The organism is Brevundimonas sp. Leaf363 (genome assembly GCF_001424025.1).
GTDB lineage: Bacteria > Pseudomonadota > Alphaproteobacteria > Caulobacterales > Caulobacteraceae > Brevundimonas.
The window spans coordinates 609,258-632,286 of record NZ_LMPZ01000001.1; the positions used below are offsets into that span (position 1 = coordinate 609,258).

Below are 23,029 nucleotides of genomic sequence, written 5' to 3' on the forward strand. Positions count from 1 at the left end.
GGCGAAGGCGGGCATAAGGCCAAGCTAAATAGGCCGCATCGTGGCGTCACGGCCTAACGTGCAAGACGCGAAACGGCTGCGCCCGACGCGGCCCGAGTCTCAGGCCGGCAGGCGCAACTCGAACGTCGCCCCGTCGCCGCCGGTGTCCACCAGCCGCAGGTCGCCGCCGTGGTTGGCCGCCAGTTCGCGCGAGATGGTCAGGCCCAGGCCGGCCCCGTCGGTCGACTTGCCCGACACGAAGGGCTCGAACAGCCGTTCGGCCAGACGCGCCGGAATGCCCGGCCCGTCGTCGGTCAGGCGCAACACGGCGTAACCGTCCTCAAGCGCCCCCGTCACCCGCACCACGCCCTTGCCGCGCCTCGACGGCGAGCGATAGCCGTCGGTCTCGATCGCCTGGCGTGCGTTGCGCATCAGGTTGACCAGGATGCGGTGCAGCTGGTCCGGGTCGGCCATGACGGCGAAGCGGGCGGGCATCTTGCGCTCCACGCGCACTCCGCCGGGCTCCAGGCCCGCATCCTCGGCGGCGGCGGCGACGGCGCCGGCCAGGCCGATGCGCCGCTTGTCGGGCGCCGGCTCCTCGGACTTGCCGTAGTCCAGCACGTTGCGCGACAGGGCGGCGGCGCGGGTCAGGGCGCGCTCAAGCCGGGGCAGGGCCTTGGCGACCATCGGATCGGCGCTGCCGGACAGCCGCTCGAACGCCATCTCGGCCGAAGTCAGCATGTTGCGCAGGTCGTGATTGATCTTGGCCACCGCCTCGCCCAGCGCCACCAGACGCGCGCGCGAGCGCAGCGACTGGCGCACCTCTTCCTGCATCCGGGCCAGTTCGCGCTCGACCCGGCCGATCTCGTCGTTGCGCTCGCTGGGGGGCTCGCCCTCGACGTCCGGCGCGGCGGCGAACCGTTCGATCGAGCGGGTCACGCGCCGCAGCGGCTGCAGCACCAGCAGCGACAGGCCGGCGTACAGCAGGGCGCCCGCCACCAGCGAGATCACCAGCGACACCAGCAGACTGTTCAGCAAAAACGCCCGCAGCTCCAGCTTCAGCGGCTGCGCGGGGGCCAGCACCTCGATGAAGTCACCCGAGCGATAACGTGGCCGCGCCTGGATGCGGATCGACCGGTCCGGGTGGCCGAACAGGGTCTTCCACGGGTCGATCAGGCGCGCGACGGTGTCGGTGCGGCGCAGGTCGATGACATCGGGCGCGCGGGGCAGGTTGGGCGCCTGGAGCAACAGGCGGCGCACGCCCTGATCGCCCACCACCACCGCCTGAACCCCGCCGATTCGCAGCAGCTCGGCGGCGGTGTCGTCCTCGACGGCGCTATAGGGCAGGGCCTCGACCCCGACGGAGGCCAGTTCCGCCGCCTGCAGCCGGTCCAGCAGCCAGCGCTCGTGGAAGGAGGCGGCGCTGGGCGCAACGATCAGCACCTCGACCGCGATGGTGAAGGCGGCGGTCAGCAGCAGCAGCTGGCGCGACAGGCCGTCCGGCGCGTGCGGCGTCAGGCGTTGCCGCCAACCGGACGGCAGGCGGTCCAGCGCGCTCATGCCGCCGCCTTGCGTCGTTGGGCCAGCCACTGGCCGCCCTTGATCAGGGCCGGCAGCAGCAGGGACAGGAAGGCCACGCCCATCAGCGGCCAGAAGAACTGGCGCACCAGCATGGGCAGGTCCGGCTGCACGCCCGCTTTCAGCAGGTCGCCCAGGCCCGACCCGATCCAGGTGTAGATGAAGGTCGACGGCAGCAGGCCCAGGAAGGTGGCCAGGATGTAGGGCCGCAGGGGAACGGCGACCATGCCGGCCGTGGCGTTGATCAGCACGAACGGCACGCTGGGGATCAGGCGCAGGGTCAGCAGGGTGACGAAGGCGTTCTTGTCCAGACCTTTGGCCAGGCGGTCCATCAGGCCGGCGTCGGCCTCGAACTTCTTGCGCAGCCAGGCGCCGATGGCGGTGCGGTACACGTAATAGATGACGACCGAGCCGATCGTGGCTCCCGTCGATTGCGCCAGGGCGCCGACCCAGGGGCCGAACATCATGCCGCCCAGCAGGGTCAGGAAGACCGGCCCGGGCACCGTCGAGGCCGTGGCCAGGGCGTAGACCAGGATGAAGGCGGCCAGGGCGAGCCAGTAGTGCGCCTGGGCGTAGGCCTGAAGCCGCAGGCCGTGGTCGCGGATCAGGTCCATCGACAGATAGCGATTCCAGCCCATGGCGAAGAACAGCACCACGAAGCCGGCCAGAAGCACGACCGGCAAAAGCCGGACCGCCCATTCCCCCGCCTTGCGCTGGGTTGCTGCCGTACGCGTCGCCATGGACGAATGAGCCTCTCGTTGGTCGGACGGCGTTGACACCCAGGCCGTCCCGCCCTTATAAGCCCGCCCTTCCTGCGACGGACGCCTTCGGCATCCGCTCGCTACGTTTTATTTGAAACTGGAGCCGACCGTGAAGCGGACCTATCAGCCGTCGCGACTCGTGCGCAAGCGCCGTCACGGCTTCCGCTCGCGGATGGCCACCAAGAACGGCGCCAAGATCGTTGCGCGTCGTCGCGCCAAGGGCCGCAAGCGCCTGACGGCCTAAGCGCCTCGCTTCCTCCTCTGAGGAGGAGGATGATGACCGACGTCCTCAAAATCGAGCGACTGACCCGGCGGCCCCAGTTCCTGGCGGCCGCCAAGGGTCGTTCCGAGGCCAGGGGCGGCGTGGTGATCCAGGCGCTGGAACGCGGCGACGACAGCCCGGTCGTCCGGGTCGGCTTCACCGCCACCCGCAAGATCGGCGGCGCCGTCGTCCGAAACCGCGCCAAGCGCCGCCTGCGCCAGGCCGCGCGCGCCATCCTTCCCGACAACGCCAAGCCCGGTTTCGACTATGTGCTGATCGCCCGCATGGGTACGGCCGAGCGCCCGTGGGACCGTTTGCTTGACGATGTGAAATCGGCGCTTACAAGGCTCGCGACCGCGCGGCCGGCCCCCGATCGCCCCGTACCGCCCCGCGACGCCCGCCAGGATTCCCGATGAAGAACGATAGCACCCGCAACACGATCATCTTCATCGCGTGTTCGGCCCTGATCCTGCTGGTCTACTGGGTGGCCGTGCTGCGGCCCCAGGCCGATCAGCGCCGTGCCGCCCAGGTGGCCGAGGCTTCGCAGCAGGCCAGCCCGGCCGCCGCCGACGCCGCCAACACGGCCCTGCGCCCGGACAGCGCCATCTTCGTCTCCGACCGCACCCAGGCGCTGGGGACCGCCGCGCGCGTGCCGATCGAGACCCCGACGCTGAAGGGCTCGCTGTCGCTGCAGGGCGGCCGCATCGACGACCTGTTCCTGATCCGCTACCGCGAAACCATCGACGCCGATTCCGACCCGGTCGAGCTGTTCCGCCCGCAGGGCATGGAGCACGCCTATTTCGCCCAGTTCGGCTGGACCGGACCCAATGTCGCCGGCGGCGTGCCGGGGCCGAACACGGTTTGGAGCCTGACGCAGGGCTCGGTCCTGACGCCCAACAGCCCCGTCACCCTGACGTGGGACAACGGCCAGGGTCTGCGCTTCACGCGCGTCGTGGCCATTGACGCCCAGTATCTGTTCACCGTCACGGACACGGTCGCCAACCTGGGGACCCAGGCCATCACCATCGCCCCCTATGGATCGGTCCAGCGCCAGGGCGTGCCGACCGACCTGGGCAAGCAGATGATCCTGCACGAGGGCGCCATCGGCACCTTCAAGACCGGCAAGGGCGGCTACGTCACCGAGCTGCTGAAGTACAAGGACTGGGCCAAGAAGCCGCGCGAGACGTTCGAATCGACCGGCGGCTGGCTCGGCATCACCGACAAATACTGGCTGGCCGCGATGGTCCCTCCGCAGGGCGAGCGCATCCAGGCCGAGTTCCGTGTCCACGGCGGCGAGGCGCTTAACATCCACGAGGCCAACCTGCTGGGCGCCACGCGCACCATCCAGCCGGGCCAGACCTCGGTCGAGACCCAGCGCCTGTTCGCCGGCGCCAAGCGCAACGAAATCCTCAAGAGCTACGAGGAAAGCCTCAAGCTGCCGCGCTTCATCTACGCGATCGACTGGGGCCACCTGTTCTTCCTGACGCGCCCCATCTTCATGGTGGTGGAGTTCTTCTTCGGCCTGTTCGGCAACTTCGGCCTGGCCATCCTGGCCCTGACCGTCGTGGTCAAGCTGATCATGTTCCCGCTGGCCAACAAGGCTTACGAGAGCCTGTCCAAGATGCGGACCCTCCAGCCCAAGATGGAGGAGATCAAGAAGCGGAACCCCGACGATCCGCAGAAGCAGCAGCAGGAGACGATGGCGCTGTACCAGAAGGAGAAGATCAATCCTCTGGCCGGCTGCATCCCCATCATCATCCAGATCCCGGTCTTCTACGCCCTGTACAAGGTGCTGTTCGTCACCATCGAGATGCGGCACGCGCCCTTCTTCGGCTGGATCCACGACCTCAGCGCGCGTGACCCGTCGTCGATCTGGACCCTGTTCGGCCTGATCCCCTGGGATCCGGCGACCCTGCCGATGCTGGGGGGTCTGCTGGGCGGTCCGCTGCACCTGGGCGTGCTGCCGATCTTCTACGGCCTGACCATGTGGCTGCAGCAGTCGATGAACCCGCCGGCGCCCGATCCGGTGCAGCGCCAGATCTTCGCCTTCATGCCCCTGGTCTTCACCTTCATCATGGCGCCGTTCGCGGCGGGCCTGCTGATCTACTGGGCGTGGAACAACATCCTGTCGGTGCTGCAGCAGTACGTCATCATGCATCGCTTCAAGGCCCCGAACCCGATCGACGGCTTCATCGCCAAGGTGCGGGCGCGGCTGCAGAAGGCGTGACGCCGGAAGAGCTCCAGGCCCACGAGGAAGCGCTGGAGCAGGCCCGCGTCCTGTTCTCGCGCCAGGCGACCTTCGTCATGGGGGCCGCCAAGATCGAGCAGCTGCCCGCGCCGGACCTGCCTGAGGTGGCCTTCGCCGGCCGCTCGAATGTGGGCAAGTCCAGCCTGATCAACGGCCTGGTCGGAATGCACAAGCTGGCCCGCGCCTCGACCGAGCCGGGGCGCACGCGCGAGGTCAACTTCTTTGACCTGGACGGCCAGATGCGTCTGGTCGACCTGCCCGGCTACGGCTGGGCCAAGGCGTCCAAGACGACGGTGAAGAAGTTCCAGGACCTGGGCCGCGACTATCTGCGCGGCCGCGTGACGCTGAAGCGGGTCTACCTGCTGATCGACAGCCGGCACGGGTTGAAGGACGTGGACAAGGAGGCGCTGGACGCGCTGGACCTCGCGGCCGTCAGCTATCAGATCGTCCTGACCAAGGCCGACAAGCTGAAGAAGGGCGAGGCCGAAGTGGTCCAGGCGGCCACGCTGAAGGCGGTCTCCAAACGCCCCGCCGCCTATCCGGCGGTCGCCGTCACCTCGGCGGAAAAGGGTCTGGGCATGCCCGAACTGCGCCTGGCCATCATGCAGGCCACCGGAACCGCGCCTTAATTCTTTTCCCTCAGCTCCCGATCAGTCGGGGCCGCCCGAAGGTCACCCGGCTCCTGGCGAAGTCCACCGTCACCCGGTCCATGCGGCCCAGGGTGTCGGCGCCCAGCAGCAGGGCGGGGGTCTGCCCCAGTCCCAGGTAGTCGAAGATGTGCAGGTCCGAAAAGACCAGCGCCGTGCGCCGCAGGCTGAACCCGCCCAGCTTCAGCGACCGCACCATCGCCACCTCGCCCGTGCGCCTCTGGCCCGTCACCCCGACGATCGGCACGGTGTAGCGGGTCGCCAGGTCCTCGGGCCGCGTGGTCTGGACCGCGCGCATCAGGGCTCGATTGCCGATGGTGTACTGAGAGCCGCTGTCGATGAAGGCCACGACCGGCACGCGGTCGACCTCGACATTGGCGAACAGCAACTGGCCGCCGTGGCGCAGGGCTTCGATCTGGGTGTCGCGCGGCAGGCGCGTCGCCTCCTGACTGCCACGCACCTCGCGCGCCGAGCGGCCCAGCAGCAGCCGCCGATGGATCAGGTCGAACACCAGCCGGAACTGGGTCAGGGCGTCGAGCCCCAGCAAGCCGTCCGCCGCCAGCCTCGAGCGGGGGAAGACCGGCATGTCGACGTTGCGCAGCTTCACGCCCGCGATCTCGACCTCGGCGGCGCGCACGGTCGCGGTCGGCTCGGCCGAGTTGACGCCGTTGACCACCACGCGCGGGCCGGGCGGCAGGTTCAGCTGTCGCGCCAGCGTGTCGGAGATGGTGGTGCGGCTAGCCCCCGTATCGACCACGAACTCGAACCGGCCAAAGCGTTCGATGCCGACGGAGACAGCCAGACGGGTGGAGATGTTGGGCAGCAGCGCCAGAACCTCGGGCGCCAGCGGCGGATCGTCCTCGTCCGGCTGGGCCAACTGGGCGTGCGCGGAGCCGGCCAGCGCCCATGCGCCGCCTGCCGCCAGCAGGGTCCGCCGATCCATCCCTGGAACCCTCCCCGGTCCTTTTGGAGAGAGCGTCGCGCCGCACGCGGCCTCTGGCAAGTCTGTCAGTCGGCGGGGGCTTTGCGCGGGTGGGCGGCGGTGTAGGCGCTCATCAGCCGGGCGGCGTCCACGGCGGTGTATTTCTGGGTCGTCGACAGGCTGGCGTGGCCCAGCAGTTCCTGGACCGAGCGCAGGTCGGCGCCGGCCCCCAGCAGGTGGGTCGCGAAACTGTGGCGCAGGGCGTGCGGCGTCGTCCGCTCCGGCAGGCCCAGACGCCCGCGCAAACGCTGCACCGCCGCTTGCACCTGGCGCGGCCCCAGCGCCCCGCCGCGCCGGGCGCGGAACAGGGCGTCCTGCGGACCCGACACATGGGGCAGTTGGGCCAGATAGGCGTCCACGGCCTGCCGCACGGCCGGCAGCACCGGCGCCATCCGCGTCTTGCCGCCCTTGCCGGTGATCCGAAGCTGGTCAGGCAGGGGCGCGTCCGACCGTTTCAGCGACAGAGCCTCGGAAATCCGCAGACCGCAGCCATACAGCAGCGTCAGCACCGCATGGTCGCGCGCGGCCTCCCATGGCTCAGCGTCCGGGTCCTTCGCCGGTTCGTCCAGAAGGGCGCGGGCCTGGGCAGGGGTGACGGGGCGGGGCAGGGACGGCGTCACGCGCGGCCCGCGCACCAGGGCCAACTGCGGCGACGGCGCATCGAAGCGTCGATCGAGGAAATCGTGCAGGCCCCGGATGGCGCTCAGCGTCTGGCTGATCGAGCGGGCGCTCAAGGGGCGCTCGCCGCTGCGCCGGTCGGCCAAGTGGGCGCGCACCTCGGCGGGCGTCGTGGCGGCCAGGGTCGCGACCGTCAGGCCCTCGCCGCGATGCCGCTCTAGGAAGGCCAGATACAGTCGCCCGATGTGGCCATAGGCCTCCAGCGTTCGAGGCGACAGCCGCCGCTCATGCGCCAGATGGTCCAGCCAGGCGCCCAGGGCGTCGTCGGCGCCCAGCTGAGAATGTTTCAGCTCAGGACCGGCCATCGCTCAGCCACCCGTTCGGTAACTCGGGTGATGAAGGCGGCCAGTTCGCAGCCCATTTGGGGCGTAAAGCCGTCCTCCTCGGGCGATCCGAAGGCGCACAGGGCGTGGCGCGCCGGGCTGCCAGCGAACTGAGGCGCCATGCGGATCAGGGCGACGGACTTCACTTCGGCGCCGGCGGGGCCGAACAGGTCCAGCCCCTCGAACACCGGACCCAGCCAGGCCAGGCCGTTCTCACCGACGAGGCTGTCCACCCCGCCGGCCTCCAGCGCCTTCCAACCGAAGGGGATGCCGCCGGGCTTTTCTAGCGCGATGGCGGCGCCGCTGAGGCCGAAGCGGGCCTGGGCGGCCGCGTCCAGGCGGCGCGCCAGATCGGACTGGTTGCGGGCCTCCATCAGGTCCAGCGCCGCGACGTGCGTCTGGGTTTGCGCGGCGAAGTTCGCGCGGGCGATGGCCTCGATCTGCTTGCGCGCATCGGCCTCGCGGCTGGCGGCGGCCTCGAGACGGCCCAGGGCGGCGCGGCCGAAATCGACCACGTTCGGCCCCATCGGCTTCAGGCCGATCTCTTCCAGCAGGGTGCGATCCTCGACCAAAGTCTGGGCGTGCGCCTGGATCCAGGCGCGCACCTGCGGCCACGAGGGGCCGTGGTCGTGTTCGGCGAAGAGGTCAGGCGTACCGCTCAAAAAACCTCTCCAAGGTCGAACGCTAGAGGATGGACTGACCCGTCTTGGCCCAGTCCGCCATAAAGGCATCCAACCCCTTGTCGGTTAAGGGGTGTTTGACGAGCGCCTTGAAAGTGTCGACCGGCAGGGTCGCGGCGTCCGCGCCGGCCAGGGCCGCGGCCGAGACATGCGGCGGGTTGCGCAGCGAAGCGGCCAGGATTTCGGTCTCGAAGCCGTGGATGTCGTAGAGGGTGCGGATCTCTTCCAGCAGGGCCACGCCGTCGGCGCCGTGGTCTTCCAGACGGCCCACGAAGGGCGAGATGAAGGTCGCGCCCGCCTTGGCCGCCAGCATCGCCTGGGCGGCCGAGAAGCACAGGGTGACGTTGGTCTTGATGCCCTTGTCCGAGAAGATGCGCGCGGCGCGCAGCCCGTCCCAGGTCAGCGGCAGCTTCACCACCACGTTCGGCGCGATGGCGGCCAGCTTGTCGCCCTCCTTGACCATGGTCTCGTAATCCATCGCCACGGCCTCGGCGGAGATCGGCCCCTCGACGAGGGCGCAAATCTCGGCGATGACCTCGGCGATGTTACGACCGGATTTGGCGATCAGCGTAGGATTGGTGGTGACCCCGTCCACCATCCCGGTGGGCAGCATCTCACGGATCAGGGCGACGTCGGCGGTGTCGAGGAACAGTTTCATGGCGCGGGCTAATAGCCAAAGAGCGCCGAAAGCGCGAGCCTCTTTCTCCTCCCCATCGGAGATGGGGAGGTGGCGCGCGCAGCGTGACGGAGGGGCGATCACACGCGCGGCGCTCGGGGCGCCCCTCCACCACTTCGTGGTCCCCCTCCCCATTTCATGGGGAGGAAAATGAAGGTCGCGTCCATTCTTCTGCCGCTGCCGGTGCCTGAGGCCTTCGACTACGAGATGCCGGACGGCGTCGAACTGGTGCGGGGCGACCAGGCCGCCGTGCCGCTGGGCCCCCGGCTGGTGCGCGGGCTGGTCACCGAGGTGCGCGAGACCACCGGCAGCAACCGCCAGCTCAAGGCCGTCGAGAGTCGGATCGACGCCCCGACCCTGCCCGAGGGCACGCTGGCGTTCGTCGAATGGGCGGCGCGGTGGACCCTGTCGCCGCCGGGCGAGATGGCGGCGACGGCGCTGAAGGGCCTGCGGTCCGATCCGCCCAGCCCGCTGCGGCGGCTCCAGCGCGTACCGGGCGCCGAGCCCGCCCGCCCGACGGCGGCGCGGACGGCTGTTCTCGCCGCTTTGGGCGACGCTCAGATGGCCAATGCTCAAATGTCAGGCGTCGATCTGGCCCGCGCGGCGGGGGTCTCCTCCGGCGTGGTCAAGGGACTAGTGGACGAGGGCGTGCTTCAGGTCATCGAGATCCCGGCCAGCGCCGGCTTCGGCCCGCTCGACCCGGACCACGCGCCCGCCACGCTCAACCCCGACCAGGCCGCGGCGGCCGAGGCCATCGCCGATGCGCGGGGTTTCACCGCCTTCCTGCTGGACGGCATCACCGGGTCCGGCAAGACCGAGGTCTATCTGGAGGCCGTAGCGCGCCGCCTGAAGGCCAACCCTCAGGCGCAGATCCTGATCCTGCTGCCCGAGATCGCCCTGACCCAGGCGCTGATCCAGCGCATCACCGACCGCTTCGGTGCGGCCCCGGCCGAATGGCATTCCGGCGTCGCCCCGCCGCGCCGTCGCCAGGTCTGGGACGCGGTGATCTCCGGAGCGGTCAATATCGTCGTCGGCGCCCGCTCGGCCCTGTTCCTGCCGTTCAAGGCGCTGGACCTGATCGTCGTCGACGAAGAGCACGACAGTTCGTTCAAGCAGGAGGACGGCCTGGTCTATCACGGTCGCGACCTGGCGGTGGCGCGGGCGCGGATCGAGGGGGCGGGCGTCGTTCTGGCCTCGGCCACGCCCTCGCTGGAGACGCTGTGGAACGCCCAGAGCGGCCGGTACCACTGGCTGAAGCTGGCGGCGCGGCATGGGGCGGCGCGGCTGCCGTCGATCGACCTGATCGACCTGCGCGAATGCCCGCCGGACCCCCAGACCTGGCTGTCCCAACCCTTGCGGGAGGCCATCGGCGAGACGCTGCTGCGGGGCGAGCAGGTCATGCTGTTCCTCAACCGGCGCGGCTATGCGCCCGTCGTCCTGTGCCGGGTCTGCGGCCACCGGCTGACGGCGCCCGACACCGACAGCTGGCTGGTCGAGCATCGCTATACCGGACGTCTGGTCTGCCACCTGACCGGCTTCTCGATGGCCCGGCCGCGCCTGTGTCCGTCGTGCGGGGCGGAGGATTCGCTGGTCTCTGTCGGACCGGGCGTGGAGCGGGTGGAGGAGGAGGCGCGCAATCTGTTCCCCCAGGCGCGCACCGCCGTCTTCTCGTCCGACACCATCCCGGACCCGCGCGCCATGCGGGCGATGATCCAGCGGATGACGGACGGCGAGATCGACATCCTGGTCGCCACCCAGGCGGCGGCCAAGGGCCACAACTTCCCCAATCTGACGCTGGTGGGGGTGGTCGACGCGGACCTGGGTCTGCGCGGCGGGGACCTGCGCGCGGCCGAACGCACCTTCCAGCTACTCAGCCAGGCGACGGGCCGGGCGGGACGGGCGGACCGGCCGGGGCGCGCCTTGCTTCAGACCTGGACGCCCGAGCATCCGGTGTTGATGGCCCTGGCCGCCGGCGACCGCGACGCCTTCGTCGAGGCCGAGATGGCCGAGCGCGAGGCCGCGTCCCTGCCGCCGCATGGCCGGCTGGCCGCGATCATCCTGTCCAGCGAGAAGCCCGAGGCGGTCGAGAAGGTCGCCGCCGATCTCGCGGCCGCCATCCCCAACGCCGAGCGGCTGGAGGTCTACGGCCCGGCCGATGCGCCCCTGGCGCTGGTGCGCGGCAGGCGGCGCAAGCGCCTGCTGGTCCGCGCCGACCGCGACGTGGACCTGCAGGGCTTCCTGCGCGCCTGGCTAGCGCGGGTGAAGGTGCCGGGCGCGGTCCGCCTGACGGTGGACGTGGACCCGTACAGCTTCTTGTGACCAGGCTGCTGCCTAGAAGGGACCAAAGACCCGTCTGAACATAGGGAACTGTTGCACCTCGTCTTTAGACAGTTCGCGCAAAACGGCGATCCAAGCGTCCCTGCGAGCGCCCAACTGCTTCCGAACGAGTTCCTCGGCGTGGCTTGGGCTGGCCGTTTTGACCTTGAAAATGAGAGCGCCGTCAGGGTGCTCCGCTTCCACTAACCAACCCTGCGTCATCTAGAGAAGTCCCTCTGTTGCGGTATATTCTTACCGCCCCGCCCAGACCCCAAACGGGTCGCTGAAGCTGAGGCCCAGGGCCTTGGCCACGGCGGGATAGGTGATCTCGCCGTTCAGCACGTTCAGGCCGCGCGCCAGGTGCGGGTCGGCCTTCAGCGCGTCCAGACCCTTGTCCGCCAAAGCCAGGCCGAACGGCAGGGTGGCGTTGTTCAGGGCTTCCGACGACGTACGCGGGGCCGCGCCCGGCATGTTGGCGACGCAGTAGTGGACCACGCCATCGATGACATAGGTCGGATCGGCGTGGGTGGTCGGCTTGGAGGTCTCGAAACAGCCGCCCTGGTCGATGGCCACGTCGACCAGTACCGAGCCGGGCTTCATGATCTTCAGGTGTTCGCGCTTGACCAGGGTGGGCGCCTCGGCCCCCGGCACCAGCACGGCGCCGATGACGACGTCGGCCTTGGTCAGCTCGTCCTCGATGGCGGCGATGGAGGAGAAGCGGGTGATGACCCGTCCGCCGGTCAGTTCGTCGATCTCGCGCATCCGGGGGATGGAGCGTTCCAGCACCACCACCTCGGCGCCCAGGCCCATGGCCATGCGCGCGGCGTTCATGCCGACCACGCCGCCGCCCAGGACCAGCACCCGCGCCGGCGCCACGCCCGGCACGCCGCAGAACAGCAGGCCCATGCCGCCGTTGTGCTTCAGCAGGGTCTCGGCCGCCGAAAAGACCGCGATCCGGCCCGCGACTTCCGACATCGGCGCCAGCAGCGGCAGGCCGCCGCGCGCATCGGTGACGGTCTCATAGGCCACGGCCGCGCACTTGGACGCGATCAGGCCCTTGGTCTGCTCGGGATCGGGCGCCAGGTGCAAATAGGTGAACAGGATCTGGCCCTCGCGCAGGCGCTCCCACTCGACCTTCTGAGGCTCCTTCACCTTCACGATCATGTCGTTCTCGGCGAAGACGGTGGCGGCGTTCGGCGCGATGGTGGCGCCCGCCTTCTTGTAGTCGCCGTCGGTGAAGCCGGCGCCCAGACCGGCGCCCTGCTCGACCGAGACCGAATGGCCGTGGGCGACGTATTCGCGCGCGGCGGTGGGGGTCAGGCCGACCCGGTGCTCGTTCTTCTTGATTTCCTTGGGCACGCCGACGCGCATGGTGTCCGTCCTCTGTTCACCCTCTTGGTCGGGGCTGGAACGCACATACGACAGCATGGGCTGCGCAACCAGTGCGCAAACGGCCACTGACGCGCAAGATCAGGCCTCTGGCCCCGGCGGACCTGCGCAAAACGATGCCCCAGCTCTACTTCAGCGCCAGCGTCACCGTCTTGATGTCCACATACTCGTCGATGCCGTGGATCGAGCCCTCGCGGCCATAGCCGGACGACTTGACCCCGCCGAAGGGCGCCACGGCGGTGGAGATCAGGCCGGTGTTGACCCCGCACATCCCCGCCTCGATCCGGCGACTGACCCGCATGGCGCGGTCCAGGTCGCGGGTGAACAGGTATGACGCCAGGCCGAACTCGGACCCGTTGGCCTTGTTCAGAACCTCGTCCTCGGTGTCGAAGGCGAAGACGGGGATCATAGGGCCGAAGGTCTCTTCCCGCCGGAACAGGGCGTCGTCCCCGCCCAGCGTCACCGTCGGCTGGAAGAAGCGGCCGCCCAGGGCGTGACGCGCCCCGCCGGTCAGGACGCGGCCACCGGCGGCCTTCACCGCCGCCAGATGCTTCTCGACCTTGTCCAGCGCCTTGTCCTCGATCAGCGGCCCGACCTCGACGCCCGGCTGGAACGCCGGGCCGACGGGGATCTTCGCCACCTCGGCGGCCAGTTTTTCGGCATAGGCTTCGGCCACCGACCGCTCGACATAGACGCGGTTGGGACAGACGCAGGTCTGCCCCGAGTTGCGGAACTTGCCCTTGATGGTCTCGGCCACCGCCAGGTCCAGATCGGCGTCGGCGAAGACGATCAGCGGCGCCGCGCCGCCCAGCTCCATCGACACGCGCTTCAGCGTGGGGGCGCAGTCCGCCGCCAGCTTGCGCCCCACCGGCGTCGAGCCGGTGAAGCTGAGTTTGCGGATCAGGGGCGAGGCGGTCAGCACCCCGCCGATGGTCGCCGCATCGCCGGTCACGATCGACAGCGCGCCTTTGGGCAGGCCCGCCTGATAGGCCAGTTCGGCCAGGGCGATGGCCGTAAATGGGGTCTGTGACGCCGGCTTGACCACGGCGGTGCAGCCCGCCGCGAAGGCCGGGCCAAGCTTCCTCGTCAGCATGGCCGCCGGGAAGTTCCACGGCGTGATCAGGGCGCACGGTCCGACGGCCTCGCGGAAGGTCAGCAGCAGGTGGCCCAGCGGGCTGTCCTGCGTTTCCCCGATCAGCCGCTCGGCCTGGCCCGCGAACCATTTCAGGAAGCCGTTGGCGTACGCGACCTCGCCCTTGGCCTCCTCGAACGGCTTGCCGTTCTCGATGGCCATCAGGGCGCCCAAGCCCTCAAGATTTTCGTCGATCAGCCCCGCCCAGTCGCGCAGGAACTGGGCCCGCTTGTGAGGATCGCTGCGAGACCAGTCGGGGAAGGCGTCGGCCGCCGCCTGGATGGCCCGCTCGGTTTCGGCGACACCCAGATCGGGAATGTAGCCGATGATCTCGCCGGTCGCCGGATCGTCCACCGCGATGCCGTTCGCCCCCGCCTGGATCGGCTCGCCCGCGATCAGGGCGTGCTGACGCAGAAGGTTGAGGCCGAGAGCGCGGGCGTCTGACATGGGTGGCTCCGTTCAGGCGAAGACGGGAAGGATGTCAGCCTAACGCCGCGCACCGGCAAGGGCTGCTCGTCACTCGATCACGTCGAGGTCCCGGCCCTTGGTCTCCGGCAGCCAGATCAGGGTCACGACGGCCGCGATCAGGGTGAAGCCGACCGCATACCAGAGGCCGAAGTAGATGTTCCCCGACCATGCCACCAGCGCGAAGCTGGCGGCGGGCAGCAAGCCCCCGACCCATCCGGTGCCGATGTTGTAGGGCAGGCTCATGGCCGTATAGCGGACCCGCGTGGGGAACAGCTCGACCAGGGCCGCCGCCTGGGGGCCGTAAAGGGCGCAGGCCGCCGTCATGAAGATCATCAGGATCAGGAAGCACAGCCCGAAGTTCAGCCGGGCCGGATCCGCCCTGGTCGGGTAGCCGGCCTGGGTCAGCGCGGCCTTGATGCGGGTCTCGACTTCGGCGCGGACGGCCTTGATCTGGGCGGGCGAGCGGCTCGCGGCCTCCATGGACGGCACGGCGATCGACCCGACCCGCACCAAGGCCGTCGAACCCGCCGGCGCCGCGGCGTTGGCGTAGGAGACGCCGGCGTTGGACAGCACGCTCTTGGCGATGTCGCAGGACGAGCTGAAGGCCGTCTTGCCGACGGGGTCGAACTGGACCGCGCAGGTCGCGGGATCTGCGACCACCACAACCGGCGCGCGGGCTTGCGCCTCCGCCAGCGCCGGATTGGCGGCCCGCGTCAGGGCGTGGAAGCCCGGGAAGAAGGCGACCAGGGCCAGGATCATGCCGAACAGCATCACCGGCTTGCGCCCCACCTTGTCCGACAGCCAGCCGAAGAAGACATACATGGCCGCCGACGCCAGGGTTATCAGCAGGATCAGCTGGTCGACCGTGTTGGTGTCGACCTTCAGCACCCGCTCCATGAAGAAGCGCGTGTAGAAGTAGCCCGCATACCAGACGGCGCCCTGGGCGAACATGATGCCGGCCAGGGCGATCAGCACCCAGCGGCCGTTGCGCCAGGTCAGGAACGCCTCGCGGAAGGGGGCGCGCCGCGCGCCGCCCTCGGCTTCCATCCGCGTGTAGGCCGGGCTCTCGTGCAGCTTCAGCCGGATCCACAGCGAAATGGCCAGCAGCACCGCCGAGAGCAGGAAGGGAATGCGCCAGCCCCAGGCGTCGAAGGCCTCGGCGCCCACGACGGCGCGGGTGGTCAGTATGACGGCGAGCGCTCCGATCAGACCGAAGGCGGCGGTGGTCTGGATCCAGCCGGTCAGGAAGCCGCGCTTCTTCACCGGCGCATGCTCGGCGACATAGATGGCCGCCCCGCCGTATTCGCCGCCCAGGGCGAAGCCCTGCAGCACGCGCATGGTCAGCAGCAGGATCGGCGCGGCCATGCCGATGGCGTCATAGTCCGGCAGGACGCCGATCAGCACCGTGGCCAGCCCCATCAGGGTGATGGTCACCAGGAAGGTGGTCTTGCGCCCCGTCTTGTCGCCGAACCAGCCGAACACCAGGGCGCCCAGGGGCCTCACGACGAAGCCGACGCCAAAGGTCAGCAGGGCCAGGATATAGGCCGTGCCTTCGCCGACATCGGCGTAGAAATGCCTGGCGATGACGGTGGTCAGCGAGCCGAAGATGAAGAAGTCGTACCACTCGAACGCCGTTCCGGCCGCCGAGGCGCCCACGACAGTGCGAAGGTTGGGCGCTTTGGCCGTGTCCTGATCCATCGTCTCGCTCCCGGCACCTCTGGCGGGCGCTCGAGGCGAGGCTTAGCGGGCCGGCCGCGCAACGAAAAGGCCCGCCGGTTCACGGCGGGCCTCTCGGGGCTTCGGGAGGAAGCTTTGGCGTTTAGCAGGGACCGCCGTCGGCGCAGGTGCTGATCGCGCTGCCGGCCGCCTGGGCGTCCTGGCCCACGCCCGCGACGGTGTTGCAGGCGGCGGTGACCAGGGCGGCGGCGGCGGAGACGATGACGAACAGCTTGCGCATGGCGAAAATCCTTATTCGGAGGATAAACCGCGCGAGACGACGAAGGTTCCCGGCTGTTGCGGCGTCGACGCTTCGGGCGTGGCGAAGGTCATGCGGGCGATCGTGCCGCCGCCTGGCGCGCCGACAATCTCGGCCTCGCCGCGCAGCTGTTTGGCGAAGGCGCCCATGAGGGTGCGGCCGACCCCGGCGCTGACGGCTTCGTCAGGCGCGCCCGGCCCGTCGTCCTGCACCTCCAGAACGCTGGTCGCGCCATCGACCTTGAACCGGACGACCAGCTTGCCGCCCCGTTTCGCAAAGGCGTGCTTCTGGGCGTTGGTCACCGCCTCGACCAGCCACAGGGCCAGCGGCGCCAGCTTGTCAGGATCGACGATCAGGCTGTCGGCCTCGACCGCGCTTTCGACCATCCGGCCCATGCTGATGTCGCTGGCCACCAACTGGCCGACCAGTTCGGTCAGGAAGTCGCGGGCGTCCGCATGGCGGATGTCCTCGGACTGGTAGAGGGTGCGGTAGATCAGGGCCAAGGCCGAGATCCGCTGACGCGTGTCGCCCAGCGCCGCCTTGGCAGGGGCGTCGGTCAGGGCCCGCTGTTGCATCGACAGCAGGGACGAGATGATCTGCAGGTTGTTCTTCACCCGGTGATGGATCTCGCGCATCAGCGCGTCCTTCTCGGACAGGGCGTCGGTCAGGGCCTTATCGCGGGAGCCGATCGTCTCAGCCAGTTCGTCCAGCGTCTTGGCCAGGATGCGGATTTCGGACGGGGCGTTGACCGCCTGGACCGGGCGGACGGAGAACCGGCCGCGGGCGTAGATGGCGGCGACCCGCTCCAGATAATCCAGCCAGCGGATGACGATCCGCTCGGACAGCAGCAGCACCGCCGCGAACGCCGTCAGCCAGGCCGCCAGCGGCAGCAATAGGGCGCCGATCGGGTTCAGCCGCGCCCACGACAGCCATCCCGGCGACGGAGCCGACAGCAAGACATAGACGTCGCGACCCGCCAGGGCGGCCCCGGCGTAGTCGCGGCGCTGGCCCGACACGTCCTTGCCCTCGAATACGGCCGAGGCGCTGCTGCGGGCGCGCTCCACCCAGCCGGTCAGGTCGCCCTTCTTCAGATCGAACGCCACCGGGTCGGTCGCCACCAGGATGCGGCCTTCTGGGTCGGTCAGGGCGGCCTGCGCGCCTTCGGGTAGGGAGCGGTCGGCGAGGTCGGGTTGCAGGGTCGACAGCGGGATGACCGCCGCCATCGCACCGTCGAAGACGCCCAGCGGACGCTGCGCGCGAACCGCCACCAGCAGCGCCGGTCCGGCCGATGTCGTGCGGGCCGATCGGGTGATGACCACGGTCTCGCCGTTGCGCAGGCGCCGGAACCAGTCGGCCTCGCGCACCGACCCACCGCCGTTCAACGCCTCGGGCGTGGAGGCGCAGACGATGTCGCCGGTGGCGCTGACGCGGCTGAGGCCGGCATAGCCGTCCAGCCGGCGGGTCAGATCGCTGAGGCGCGCCGGGCAGAAGGGGCCGGCGGCCTCGGGGCTGAGCACCTGCAGCAGAACCTGGGCGCTGTCGATGCGGGCCCTGGTGTCGTTGGCGGTGCGTTCGGCCGCCTGCTGCAGGTCGACCCGGCGCTGTTCCGCCTGGTCGGTGAACGCCGCCTGGGTCTGCAGGATGCTGAGCACGAAGATCGGCAGCAGGGCGACGGCCATGGCCACGCCCAGCCGGAAGCGGATGCCCTGAAAGCGCTGGGTCGATGCGCGAGTGCGGGCCCGCCCCAGGCTGAGGCGCCGGCCCCAGCCTGCGAAGAGTCCCGGTGCGGCCATCTAGTTGTGTCGGGCGCCGCTCAGGCGGTCCGCGTCGGCCAGGATGGAGCGCATGGCGTCGCCGGCCGCGCGGCCGTCGCGGCTGTAGCCGCCCTTTTCCAGGGTCGCCAGAACCGCCTTGCGGGCGCGGCTGACGCGGCTTTTGACCGTGCCGACGGCGCAGTTGCAGATGGCCGCCGCCTCTTCGTAGGCGAAGCCGCCGGCCCCGACGAGGATCAGCGCCTCGCGCTGCTCTTCGGGCAGAGTGTTCAGCGCCTGACGCAGTTCGTCCAGGGCGACGGGCGCCTCGGGGTCGTCCACGGCCACCAGGGTGCGCTCGGCGGCCTCCTGGTCCAGCTGGGTCGAGCGCCACGAGCGGCGCTTCTCCGAATAGAACTGGTTGCGCAGGATCATGAAGGTCCAGGCCTTCATGTTGGTGCCCATCTGATAGCTGGCACGGGCGTCCCACGCCTTCATCATGGCGTCCTGCGCCAGATCGTCGGCGGCGGTCGGGTCGCCCGTCAGCGTTCGCGCGAAGGCGCGCAGGTGAGGGATCAGGGTGACCAGCTGCGTCTTGAAGCCGGCGTCGTCTGCGGAGGCCGGCTTGGGCGGCGCGCTTGAAATGCTCACGCCTTGCCGCCCGCGTTTTTCTCGTCGGCGCGGCGAAGGATGTCCAGGAACTCGTCCGGGACCGGCTCGTTCACCACCTGATCGAACATGTGGCGCAGCTTAACGCCGATCGCCTGCTGACGCAGGCGCGCTTCTTCAAGCGGCGTATCGTCCTTGCCGGACGTGGTCGGCCGCTCGGCCCCCGGTGTATTGGTCATGAGAAGAACAGCGCGCCCCTTAGCCGCTCGTAGCTACGGGCCCAAAACGTCATCAAGGGCGTCCGGTTCCATCCGCGAACGCAAATATGGTGAAGCTGAGCGATTTCGATGGAACCCGTCGTTTTCGGCGACGTTTCATGGCCTGACGCGCCGCTGCGTGAAGCGGCCGATATGTCGGGGACTATCCATGAGCCTACTGGCCAGACTTGCGCCGCACCTTCCTTACGTGCGTCGTTACGCTCGCGCCCTCACCGGTGATCAGACCACCGGTGACAACTACGTCCGCGTCGCGCTGGAGGCCCTCGCCGCCGGCGAGAAGCAGCTGCCGACCGACATGACGCCGCGCGTGGCGCTGTATCATGTGTTCCACGCCATCTGGTCCTCGACCGGCGCGCGCCTCGAGGACGCTTCGGGTCTGGAAACCGGCGACGACGCATCGCGCCGCCTGATGCGGATCGCCCCGCGCTCGCGCCAGGCCTTCCTGCTGACCGCGCTGGAAGGCTTCACGCCTTCGGAAGCAGCCCAGATCCTGTCGGCCGATCCGCGTGACGTCGAGCGGCTGATCGCCGACGCCCAGGCCGACATCGACGCCGAACTGGCCACCGACGTCCTGATCATCGAGGACGAGGCCATCATCTCGGCCGACATCGAAAGCCTGGTGAAGGAGTTGGGCCACCGCGTCACCGGCACCGCCACAACCCATGACGAGGCCGTCGACGCCGTCGCCCGCCACCGCCCGGGCCTGGTCCTGGCCGACATCCAGCTGGCCGACGGCTCTTCGGGCATCGATGCGGTGAAGGACATCCTGAAGCGCATCGACGTGCCGGTGATCTTCATCACCGCCTTCCCCGAGCGCCTGCTGACCGGCGAACGCCCCGAGCCGACCTTCCTGATCACCAAGCCCTTCCAGCCGGAAACGGTGAAGGCGGCGATCAGCCAGGCGCTGTTCTTCCACCCCTCGCGTCAGAAGGAAGCGGCCTAACCCGCCCTTCCACCGCGCAGACAAAAGGCCCCGGGAGCGATCCCGGGGCCTTTTTTGTTTGATCCTCCGCGGTGAAGCGAAGCGAAACGGGGAGCGGGGCCACGCAGTAGGTGGCGGCGGGGGTGAAGGCGTCCACGCCGTCTCCGTTCGAAGACAGCACCGGCCTTTCGCCCCCGCTGCCGCAAACGGCGCCCATCCCCGCCCAAGAGCGGGGGGATCGAAGACTAGTTCGACGGCGTGGTCGGGGCGTTGACGTTCGGGGCGTCGCCGGTGGCGACCGGGGCGGCCTGGCCGGTCGCGCTGGTCGGCGCATCGGCCGCGGGCGCGGTTGCCGCATCCCCCGAGAAGGCCGCGCTGTCGACGGCCTGGTCGCCGTCGTTGGCGTTGGTGTTCGAGAAGCCGCCCTGGCTGACGAACCACATCCCCATCAGCAGCACCGCAGCCGCGACGGCCGAGACGATCAGCAGCATCAGGATGCGCACGCCCGGACGTCCCTGGCGGACGTATTGGGCCTCGACCGGGCGGCCTTCGTGGACGGCGTCGGCGACCTTGTCGTGGGGGTTGTTGGTGTCGCTCATGGACGTGCTCCGCAGCTGGCTCGATATCGTTGCCGCTGAAACGTCGCCGCGCCCCCCGACGTTCCGTCCGGCCCGGGTTCGCGTCGTGCGAGAAAACTCGCCTGCGGTGCTGGAACCGGTTCGATACGCCCGTGTTATCCACCTGCGGAGGCGGCGACGCCCCCCCGACTTGAGACTGGCGATAGCCGGTCTGTCGCCTCCGCGCCTCATTCTCGATGATGCCACTTCCCGGGCGGGCCGAAAGGTCCGCCCTTTTTCTTTGGCGGCGTCCGGCGGGCGGACCCGCCCTTTCTTTGGGCTCGACAGCAGTGCGCAGGATGCTCATGGGTTCTCAAAAGAGACCTCAGGAGAACCGTGATGTCGTCGATCAATCGCCAATGGGTTCTGCGCAACCGGCCGAAAGGCGCCATCGCCGACGGTGATCTGGAGCTGGTCGAGCGTCCGGTGCCCGAGACGGGCGATGGCCAGATCAGGGTTCGCACCCTCTACCTGTCGCTGGACCCCACCAATCGCACCTGGATGAACGACAGCGAGGGCTATCTGCCGCCGGTGGGCCTGGGCGACGTCATGCGCGGCCTGACGCTGGGCGTGGTCGAGGACAGCCGGTCCGAGCGCTTCGCCGTGGGCGACGTCGTCACCACCGCCGCGGGCGGCTGGGCCGACTATGCGATCATGAACGCCGCCGACGCCTCGCGCGTCCACCGCGCGCCCGGTCTGCCGCTGACGGCGAATATGTCGGTGCTCGGCATGACCGGCATGACCGCCTACTTCGGCGTCACCGACGTGCTGAAGGCCAAGGCCGGCGAGACGCTGGTCATCTCCGCCGCCGCCGGCGCCGTCGGCTCCATCGCGGGCCAGATCGCCAGGCAGCGCGGCTGCCGCGTCATCGGCATCGCGGGCGGGCCCGAGAAATGCGCCTGGCTGACCCGCGACCTCGGGTTCGACGCCGCCATCGATTACAAGAACGAGGACGTGGGCGCGGCGCTGGACCGCCTGGCGCCGGACGGGATCGACCTGAACTTCGAGAACGTCGGCGGCGACATCATGATCGCCGTCTTCAACCGGCTGAAGGTGCACGGCCGCATGGCCGTCTGCGGCCTGGTGTCCTCCTACAACGCCACGCGCATGCCGCCGTCGCCCAACTTCGCACGGATCATCACGCACCGGCTCAATATCCAGGGCTTCCTCGTCCTGGACTACGCCAGTCGGGCCAAGGAGATGGTCGCCGAGATGGGGCCGTGGCTGGCGAACGGCGACATCAGATGGAAGGTCCACGTCGACAACGGGCTGGAGGGCGCCGTCGCCTCGCTGGACCGGCTGTTCACGGGCGACCACGACGGCAAGCTGCTGGTGCGTGTTTCGGAAGAGCCCGCCGCATGACCGAGGCGCTCGGCGATCATTTCGAGGACCTGGACGTCGGCCAGGTCATCCCCCTGGGCGCCTGCGCGGTCGACGAGGCGGCGCTGGACGGCTTCGTCACCACCTTCTCGCCGGGCTGGGACGCCGCCTATGGCGCGCCCGACGCCATGGTCTACGCCCTTTGGAGCCGCCTGGCCGCGGACAAGACCGCCGGCTGGGTCCGCAGCAAGACCCTGGCCGTCGACGGCCTGCGCTTCATGCGCAACCCGCCGGCCGGCGAGCTGTTGCGCGGCCGGCTGACGGTGATGGGCAAGGATCCGGTGGGCGACGAAAAGGGCATCGTCATCGCCCAGCACGACCTGCTGGACGAGGGCGGTCGGCTGGTCTTCTCGTGCCTGACGCGCCAGCTGATCGCGCGGCGGTAGCTCTCCCTCCCCTTCATGGGGAGGGTGGCTGACGCGAAGCGTCAGACGGGTGGGGCTCGAACGGGCATTCACTCCACCCCTCCACCACCAAAAGAAAAGCCCGGCCGGATGTCCTTTCGGACCCCACCCGGGCTCACTTCGTTCACCGTCCCTCCCCAGGAGGGGAGGGAGAAAGTCAGGCGTTCGCGGCGGCCGGCTGCAGGATCTGGCGCGCGAAGGCCATGGCGACCAGGCGGTCCCAGCCCAGCAGCGACACCAGGTGGGCGTAGATCTGGCCCAGGGCGCCGTTGTCGCGCAGTTCGACCAGCTTGTCGGCCGGCAGCTCCTTCAGCTTGGCTTCCGACACGGCGTAGTATTCGGCCAGGCGCTGGGCCGGCTGGGCGTTGCCCTGGGCGTCGCGCGGGGTGAACATGGCCTCGCGGACCTCGAACAGGTCCAGATCGATCAGCAGCTTGACGAAGCTTTCGGTGCGGTGACGCTCCTGCTCGAAGCTGTTGCAGAACTCCATCGCCATCTTGGTGTATTCGCTGGGCTCGTCGCCGTTGAACAGCGGCGACTGGCCGCCCTCGACCACGAACGGCGCCGCGCGGTCGATGCACAGCAGCAGGCGCTGCTTGGACGGGTCGTTGGCGAAGACGAACGGATAGCGGCGCACATAGGCGGGCACATAGGCGTCGGGGCGATAGACGCCGTTCTCGACGAACAGGTTCTGGCCCTGCTGGATGCCCATGACGGCGACGGGCAGCTTGGCCTCGCCCATGAAGATGACCGGGAAGGCCAGGGCCGCGGCCGAGAACTCGGTGACAGTCAGCGGCACGATGTTCGACTCGGCGACGAACGAATAGGGATTCTCGATCGGGTTGACGCCCAGGTTGGCGTGCAGCTCTGCGGCCAGCGGCTCCGGCTGGCTGTAGAACAGGACGTTGCCCGCCAGTTCACTGTCGGTCGAGAAGGTTGTGTCGGTCATTCAAGCGGCTCTGGGACTTGCGAAG

At 69.3% G+C, this 23,029-nt stretch carries 23 protein-coding genes; 8 read left to right on the forward strand and 15 right to left on the reverse strand.

Features of this window, described 5'->3' with window-relative positions; all coding sequences use genetic code 11:
* Nucleotides 1-99: 99 nt before the first annotated feature.
* Nucleotides 100-1,539 (reverse strand): sensor histidine kinase, encoded by a 1,440-nt coding sequence (locus tag ASG17_RS02920; RefSeq protein WP_056098771.1) that lies wholly within the window; start codon nt 1,537-1,539, stop codon nt 100-102.
* On the reverse strand, nt 1,536-2,297 hold the full coding sequence (locus ASG17_RS02925; RefSeq protein ID WP_056098774.1) for a TVP38/TMEM64 family protein: 762 nt from the start codon (nt 2,295-2,297) through the stop codon (nt 1,536-1,538). The genes ASG17_RS02920 and ASG17_RS02925 overlap by 4 nt, the downstream gene beginning before the upstream one ends.
* A gap of 130 nt (nt 2,298-2,427) precedes the next feature.
* On the opposite strand from ASG17_RS02925, the gene rpmH reads away from it, so the two are divergent.
* Genes rpmH through yihA form a run of 4 tightly spaced genes read left to right on the forward strand, consistent with a single transcriptional unit; the run spans nt 2,428 to nt 5,457 of the window.
* A complete protein-coding gene (rpmH, locus tag ASG17_RS02930; protein ID WP_029414875.1) occupies nt 2,428-2,562 on the forward strand; it encodes a 50S ribosomal protein L34 in 135 nt (44 codons plus the stop codon).
* Between the two features lie 32 nt (nt 2,563-2,594).
* Nucleotides 2,595-2,996 (forward strand): ribonuclease P protein component, encoded by a 402-nt coding sequence (gene rnpA, locus ASG17_RS02935; protein WP_056099043.1) that lies wholly within the window; start codon nt 2,595-2,597, stop codon nt 2,994-2,996.
* Nucleotides 2,993-4,807: a membrane protein insertase YidC gene (gene yidC, locus ASG17_RS02940; RefSeq protein ID WP_056098776.1), complete on the forward strand. Its 1,815-nt coding sequence runs from the start codon at nt 2,993-2,995 to the stop codon at nt 4,805-4,807. Before rnpA ends, yidC begins: the two co-directional genes overlap by 4 nt.
* Nucleotides 4,804-5,457 carry a ribosome biogenesis GTP-binding protein YihA/YsxC gene (gene yihA / locus ASG17_RS02945; RefSeq protein ID WP_056098778.1) on the forward strand — a complete coding sequence of 218 codons (654 nt, stop codon included), beginning with the start codon at nt 4,804-4,806 and terminating at the stop codon, nt 5,455-5,457. The genes yidC and yihA overlap by 4 nt, the downstream gene beginning before the upstream one ends.
* A gap of 10 nt (nt 5,458-5,467) precedes the next feature.
* Here yihA and ASG17_RS02950 read toward each other — a convergent pair whose 3' ends face one another.
* The 4 genes from ASG17_RS02950 to fsa form a co-directional block, all read right to left on the reverse strand.
* Nucleotides 5,468-6,418: a retroviral-like aspartic protease family protein gene (locus ASG17_RS02950; protein WP_056098780.1), complete on the reverse strand. Its 951-nt coding sequence runs from the start codon at nt 6,416-6,418 to the stop codon at nt 5,468-5,470.
* 65 nt (nt 6,419-6,483) lie between these two features.
* Entirely contained in the window at nt 6,484-7,440 is a 957-nt protein-coding gene (locus ASG17_RS02955; RefSeq protein ID WP_056098782.1) for a tyrosine recombinase XerC, read from the reverse strand.
* Nucleotides 7,422-8,120: a DUF484 family protein gene (locus ASG17_RS02960; protein ID WP_056098783.1), complete on the reverse strand. Its 699-nt coding sequence runs from the start codon at nt 8,118-8,120 to the stop codon at nt 7,422-7,424. Before ASG17_RS02960 ends, ASG17_RS02955 begins: the two co-directional genes overlap by 19 nt.
* Nucleotides 8,121-8,142: 22 nt before the next feature.
* Nucleotides 8,143-8,796, reverse strand: a complete 654-nt coding sequence (fsa, locus tag ASG17_RS02965) for a fructose-6-phosphate aldolase (RefSeq protein WP_056098785.1) — start codon at nt 8,794-8,796, stop codon at nt 8,143-8,145.
* Nucleotides 8,797-8,964: 168 nt separating this feature from the next.
* Here fsa and ASG17_RS02970 point away from each other — a divergent pair, with 168 nt between their 5' ends.
* Nucleotides 8,965-11,133, forward strand: coding sequence for a primosomal protein N' (locus ASG17_RS02970; protein WP_056098787.1), 2,169 nt, complete (start codon nt 8,965-8,967; stop codon nt 11,131-11,133).
* Nucleotides 11,134-11,382: 249 nt separating this feature from the next.
* Here the strand turns inward: ASG17_RS02970 and ald are convergent, their stop codons facing one another.
* The 7 genes from ald to ASG17_RS03010 form a co-directional block, all read right to left on the reverse strand.
* Nucleotides 11,383-12,501, reverse strand: a complete 1,119-nt coding sequence (ald, locus tag ASG17_RS02980; protein WP_056098790.1) for an alanine dehydrogenase — start codon at nt 12,499-12,501, stop codon at nt 11,383-11,385.
* A gap of 145 nt (nt 12,502-12,646) precedes the next feature.
* Nucleotides 12,647-14,098, reverse strand: a complete 1,452-nt coding sequence (locus ASG17_RS02985) for an NAD-dependent succinate-semialdehyde dehydrogenase (protein WP_056098792.1) — start codon at nt 14,096-14,098, stop codon at nt 12,647-12,649.
* Nucleotides 14,099-14,167: 69 nt separating this feature from the next.
* Nucleotides 14,168-15,817, reverse strand: coding sequence for an MFS transporter (locus ASG17_RS02990; RefSeq protein ID WP_056098794.1), 1,650 nt, complete (start codon nt 15,815-15,817; stop codon nt 14,168-14,170).
* A gap of 121 nt (nt 15,818-15,938) precedes the next feature.
* On the reverse strand, nt 15,939-16,076 hold the full coding sequence (locus ASG17_RS02995) for an entericidin A/B family lipoprotein (RefSeq protein WP_056098797.1): 138 nt from the start codon (nt 16,074-16,076) through the stop codon (nt 15,939-15,941).
* Nucleotides 16,077-16,087: 11 nt separating this feature from the next.
* Nucleotides 16,088-17,887, reverse strand: coding sequence for a sensor histidine kinase (locus ASG17_RS03000; protein WP_200935014.1), 1,800 nt, complete (start codon nt 17,885-17,887; stop codon nt 16,088-16,090).
* Nucleotides 17,888-18,496, reverse strand: a complete 609-nt coding sequence (locus ASG17_RS03005; RefSeq protein ID WP_056098798.1) for a sigma-70 family RNA polymerase sigma factor — start codon at nt 18,494-18,496, stop codon at nt 17,888-17,890.
* Nucleotides 18,493-18,693 carry a NepR family anti-sigma factor gene (locus ASG17_RS03010; RefSeq protein ID WP_056098800.1) on the reverse strand — a complete coding sequence of 67 codons (201 nt, stop codon included), beginning with the start codon at nt 18,691-18,693 and terminating at the stop codon, nt 18,493-18,495. Before ASG17_RS03010 ends, ASG17_RS03005 begins: the two co-directional genes overlap by 4 nt.
* A gap of 187 nt (nt 18,694-18,880) precedes the next feature.
* Between ASG17_RS03010 and ASG17_RS03015 the strand changes: the two genes are divergently transcribed.
* Nucleotides 18,881-19,675, forward strand: coding sequence for a response regulator (locus tag ASG17_RS03015; RefSeq protein ID WP_056098804.1), 795 nt, complete (start codon nt 18,881-18,883; stop codon nt 19,673-19,675).
* Between the two features lie 224 nt (nt 19,676-19,899).
* On the opposite strand, the gene ASG17_RS03020 is transcribed toward ASG17_RS03015, so the two are convergent.
* Nucleotides 19,900-20,253, reverse strand: a complete 354-nt coding sequence (locus tag ASG17_RS03020; RefSeq protein ID WP_056098807.1) for a hypothetical protein — start codon at nt 20,251-20,253, stop codon at nt 19,900-19,902.
* Between the two features lie 357 nt (nt 20,254-20,610).
* On the opposite strand from ASG17_RS03020, the gene ASG17_RS03025 reads away from it, so the two are divergent.
* Entirely contained in the window at nt 20,611-21,633 is a 1,023-nt protein-coding gene (locus tag ASG17_RS03025; RefSeq protein ID WP_056098810.1) for an NADP-dependent oxidoreductase, read from the forward strand.
* A complete protein-coding gene (locus tag ASG17_RS03030; protein WP_056098813.1) occupies nt 21,630-22,037 on the forward strand; it encodes a hypothetical protein in 408 nt (135 codons plus the stop codon). Before ASG17_RS03025 ends, ASG17_RS03030 begins: the two co-directional genes overlap by 4 nt.
* 175 nt (nt 22,038-22,212) lie before the next feature.
* On the opposite strand, the gene ASG17_RS03035 is transcribed toward ASG17_RS03030, so the two are convergent.
* A complete protein-coding gene (locus ASG17_RS03035; protein ID WP_056098814.1) occupies nt 22,213-23,004 on the reverse strand; it encodes a SapC family protein in 792 nt (263 codons plus the stop codon).
* Nucleotides 23,005-23,029 lie beyond the last annotated feature (25 nt).

Excerpts from the sequence above, each read along its gene's own strand:
- ASG17_RS02920 (WP_056098771.1), bottom strand. The coding sequence starts at position 1,539 with ATGAGCGCGCTGGACCGCCTGCCGTCCGGTTGGCGGCAACGCCTGACG.
- ASG17_RS02925 (WP_056098774.1), bottom strand. The coding sequence starts at position 2,297 with ATGGCGACGCGTACGGCAGCAACCCAGCGCAAGGCGGGGGAATGGGCG.
- rnpA (WP_056099043.1), top strand. The coding sequence starts at position 2,595 with ATGACCGACGTCCTCAAAATCGAGCGACTGACCCGGCGGCCCCAGTTC.
- yidC (WP_056098776.1), top strand. The coding sequence starts at position 2,993 with ATGAAGAACGATAGCACCCGCAACACGATCATCTTCATCGCGTGTTCG.
- ASG17_RS02950 (WP_056098780.1), bottom strand. The coding sequence starts at position 6,418 with ATGGATCGGCGGACCCTGCTGGCGGCAGGCGGCGCATGGGCGCTGGCC.
- ASG17_RS02955 (WP_056098782.1), bottom strand. The coding sequence starts at position 7,440 with ATGGCCGGTCCTGAGCTGAAACATTCTCAGCTGGGCGCCGACGACGCC.
- fsa (WP_056098785.1), bottom strand. The coding sequence starts at position 8,796 with ATGAAACTGTTCCTCGACACCGCCGACGTCGCCCTGATCCGTGAGATG.
- ASG17_RS02970 (WP_056098787.1), top strand. The coding sequence starts at position 8,965 with ATGAAGGTCGCGTCCATTCTTCTGCCGCTGCCGGTGCCTGAGGCCTTC.
- ald (WP_056098790.1), bottom strand. The coding sequence starts at position 12,501 with ATGCGCGTCGGCGTGCCCAAGGAAATCAAGAAGAACGAGCACCGGGTC.
- ASG17_RS02985 (WP_056098792.1), bottom strand. The coding sequence starts at position 14,098 with ATGTCAGACGCCCGCGCTCTCGGCCTCAACCTTCTGCGTCAGCACGCC.
- ASG17_RS02990 (WP_056098794.1), bottom strand. The coding sequence starts at position 15,817 with ATGGATCAGGACACGGCCAAAGCGCCCAACCTTCGCACTGTCGTGGGC.
- ASG17_RS02995 (WP_056098797.1), bottom strand. The coding sequence starts at position 16,076 with ATGCGCAAGCTGTTCGTCATCGTCTCCGCCGCCGCCGCCCTGGTCACC.
- ASG17_RS03000 (WP_200935014.1), bottom strand. The coding sequence starts at position 17,887 with ATGGCCGCACCGGGACTCTTCGCAGGCTGGGGCCGGCGCCTCAGCCTG.
- ASG17_RS03010 (WP_056098800.1), bottom strand. The coding sequence starts at position 18,693 with ATGACCAATACACCGGGGGCCGAGCGGCCGACCACGTCCGGCAAGGAC.
- ASG17_RS03015 (WP_056098804.1), top strand. The coding sequence starts at position 18,881 with ATGAGCCTACTGGCCAGACTTGCGCCGCACCTTCCTTACGTGCGTCGT.
- ASG17_RS03020 (WP_056098807.1), bottom strand. The coding sequence starts at position 20,253 with ATGAGCGACACCAACAACCCCCACGACAAGGTCGCCGACGCCGTCCAC.
- ASG17_RS03025 (WP_056098810.1), top strand. The coding sequence starts at position 20,611 with ATGTCGTCGATCAATCGCCAATGGGTTCTGCGCAACCGGCCGAAAGGC.
- ASG17_RS03030 (WP_056098813.1), top strand. The coding sequence starts at position 21,630 with ATGACCGAGGCGCTCGGCGATCATTTCGAGGACCTGGACGTCGGCCAG.
- ASG17_RS03035 (WP_056098814.1), bottom strand. The coding sequence starts at position 23,004 with ATGACCGACACAACCTTCTCGACCGACAGTGAACTGGCGGGCAACGTC.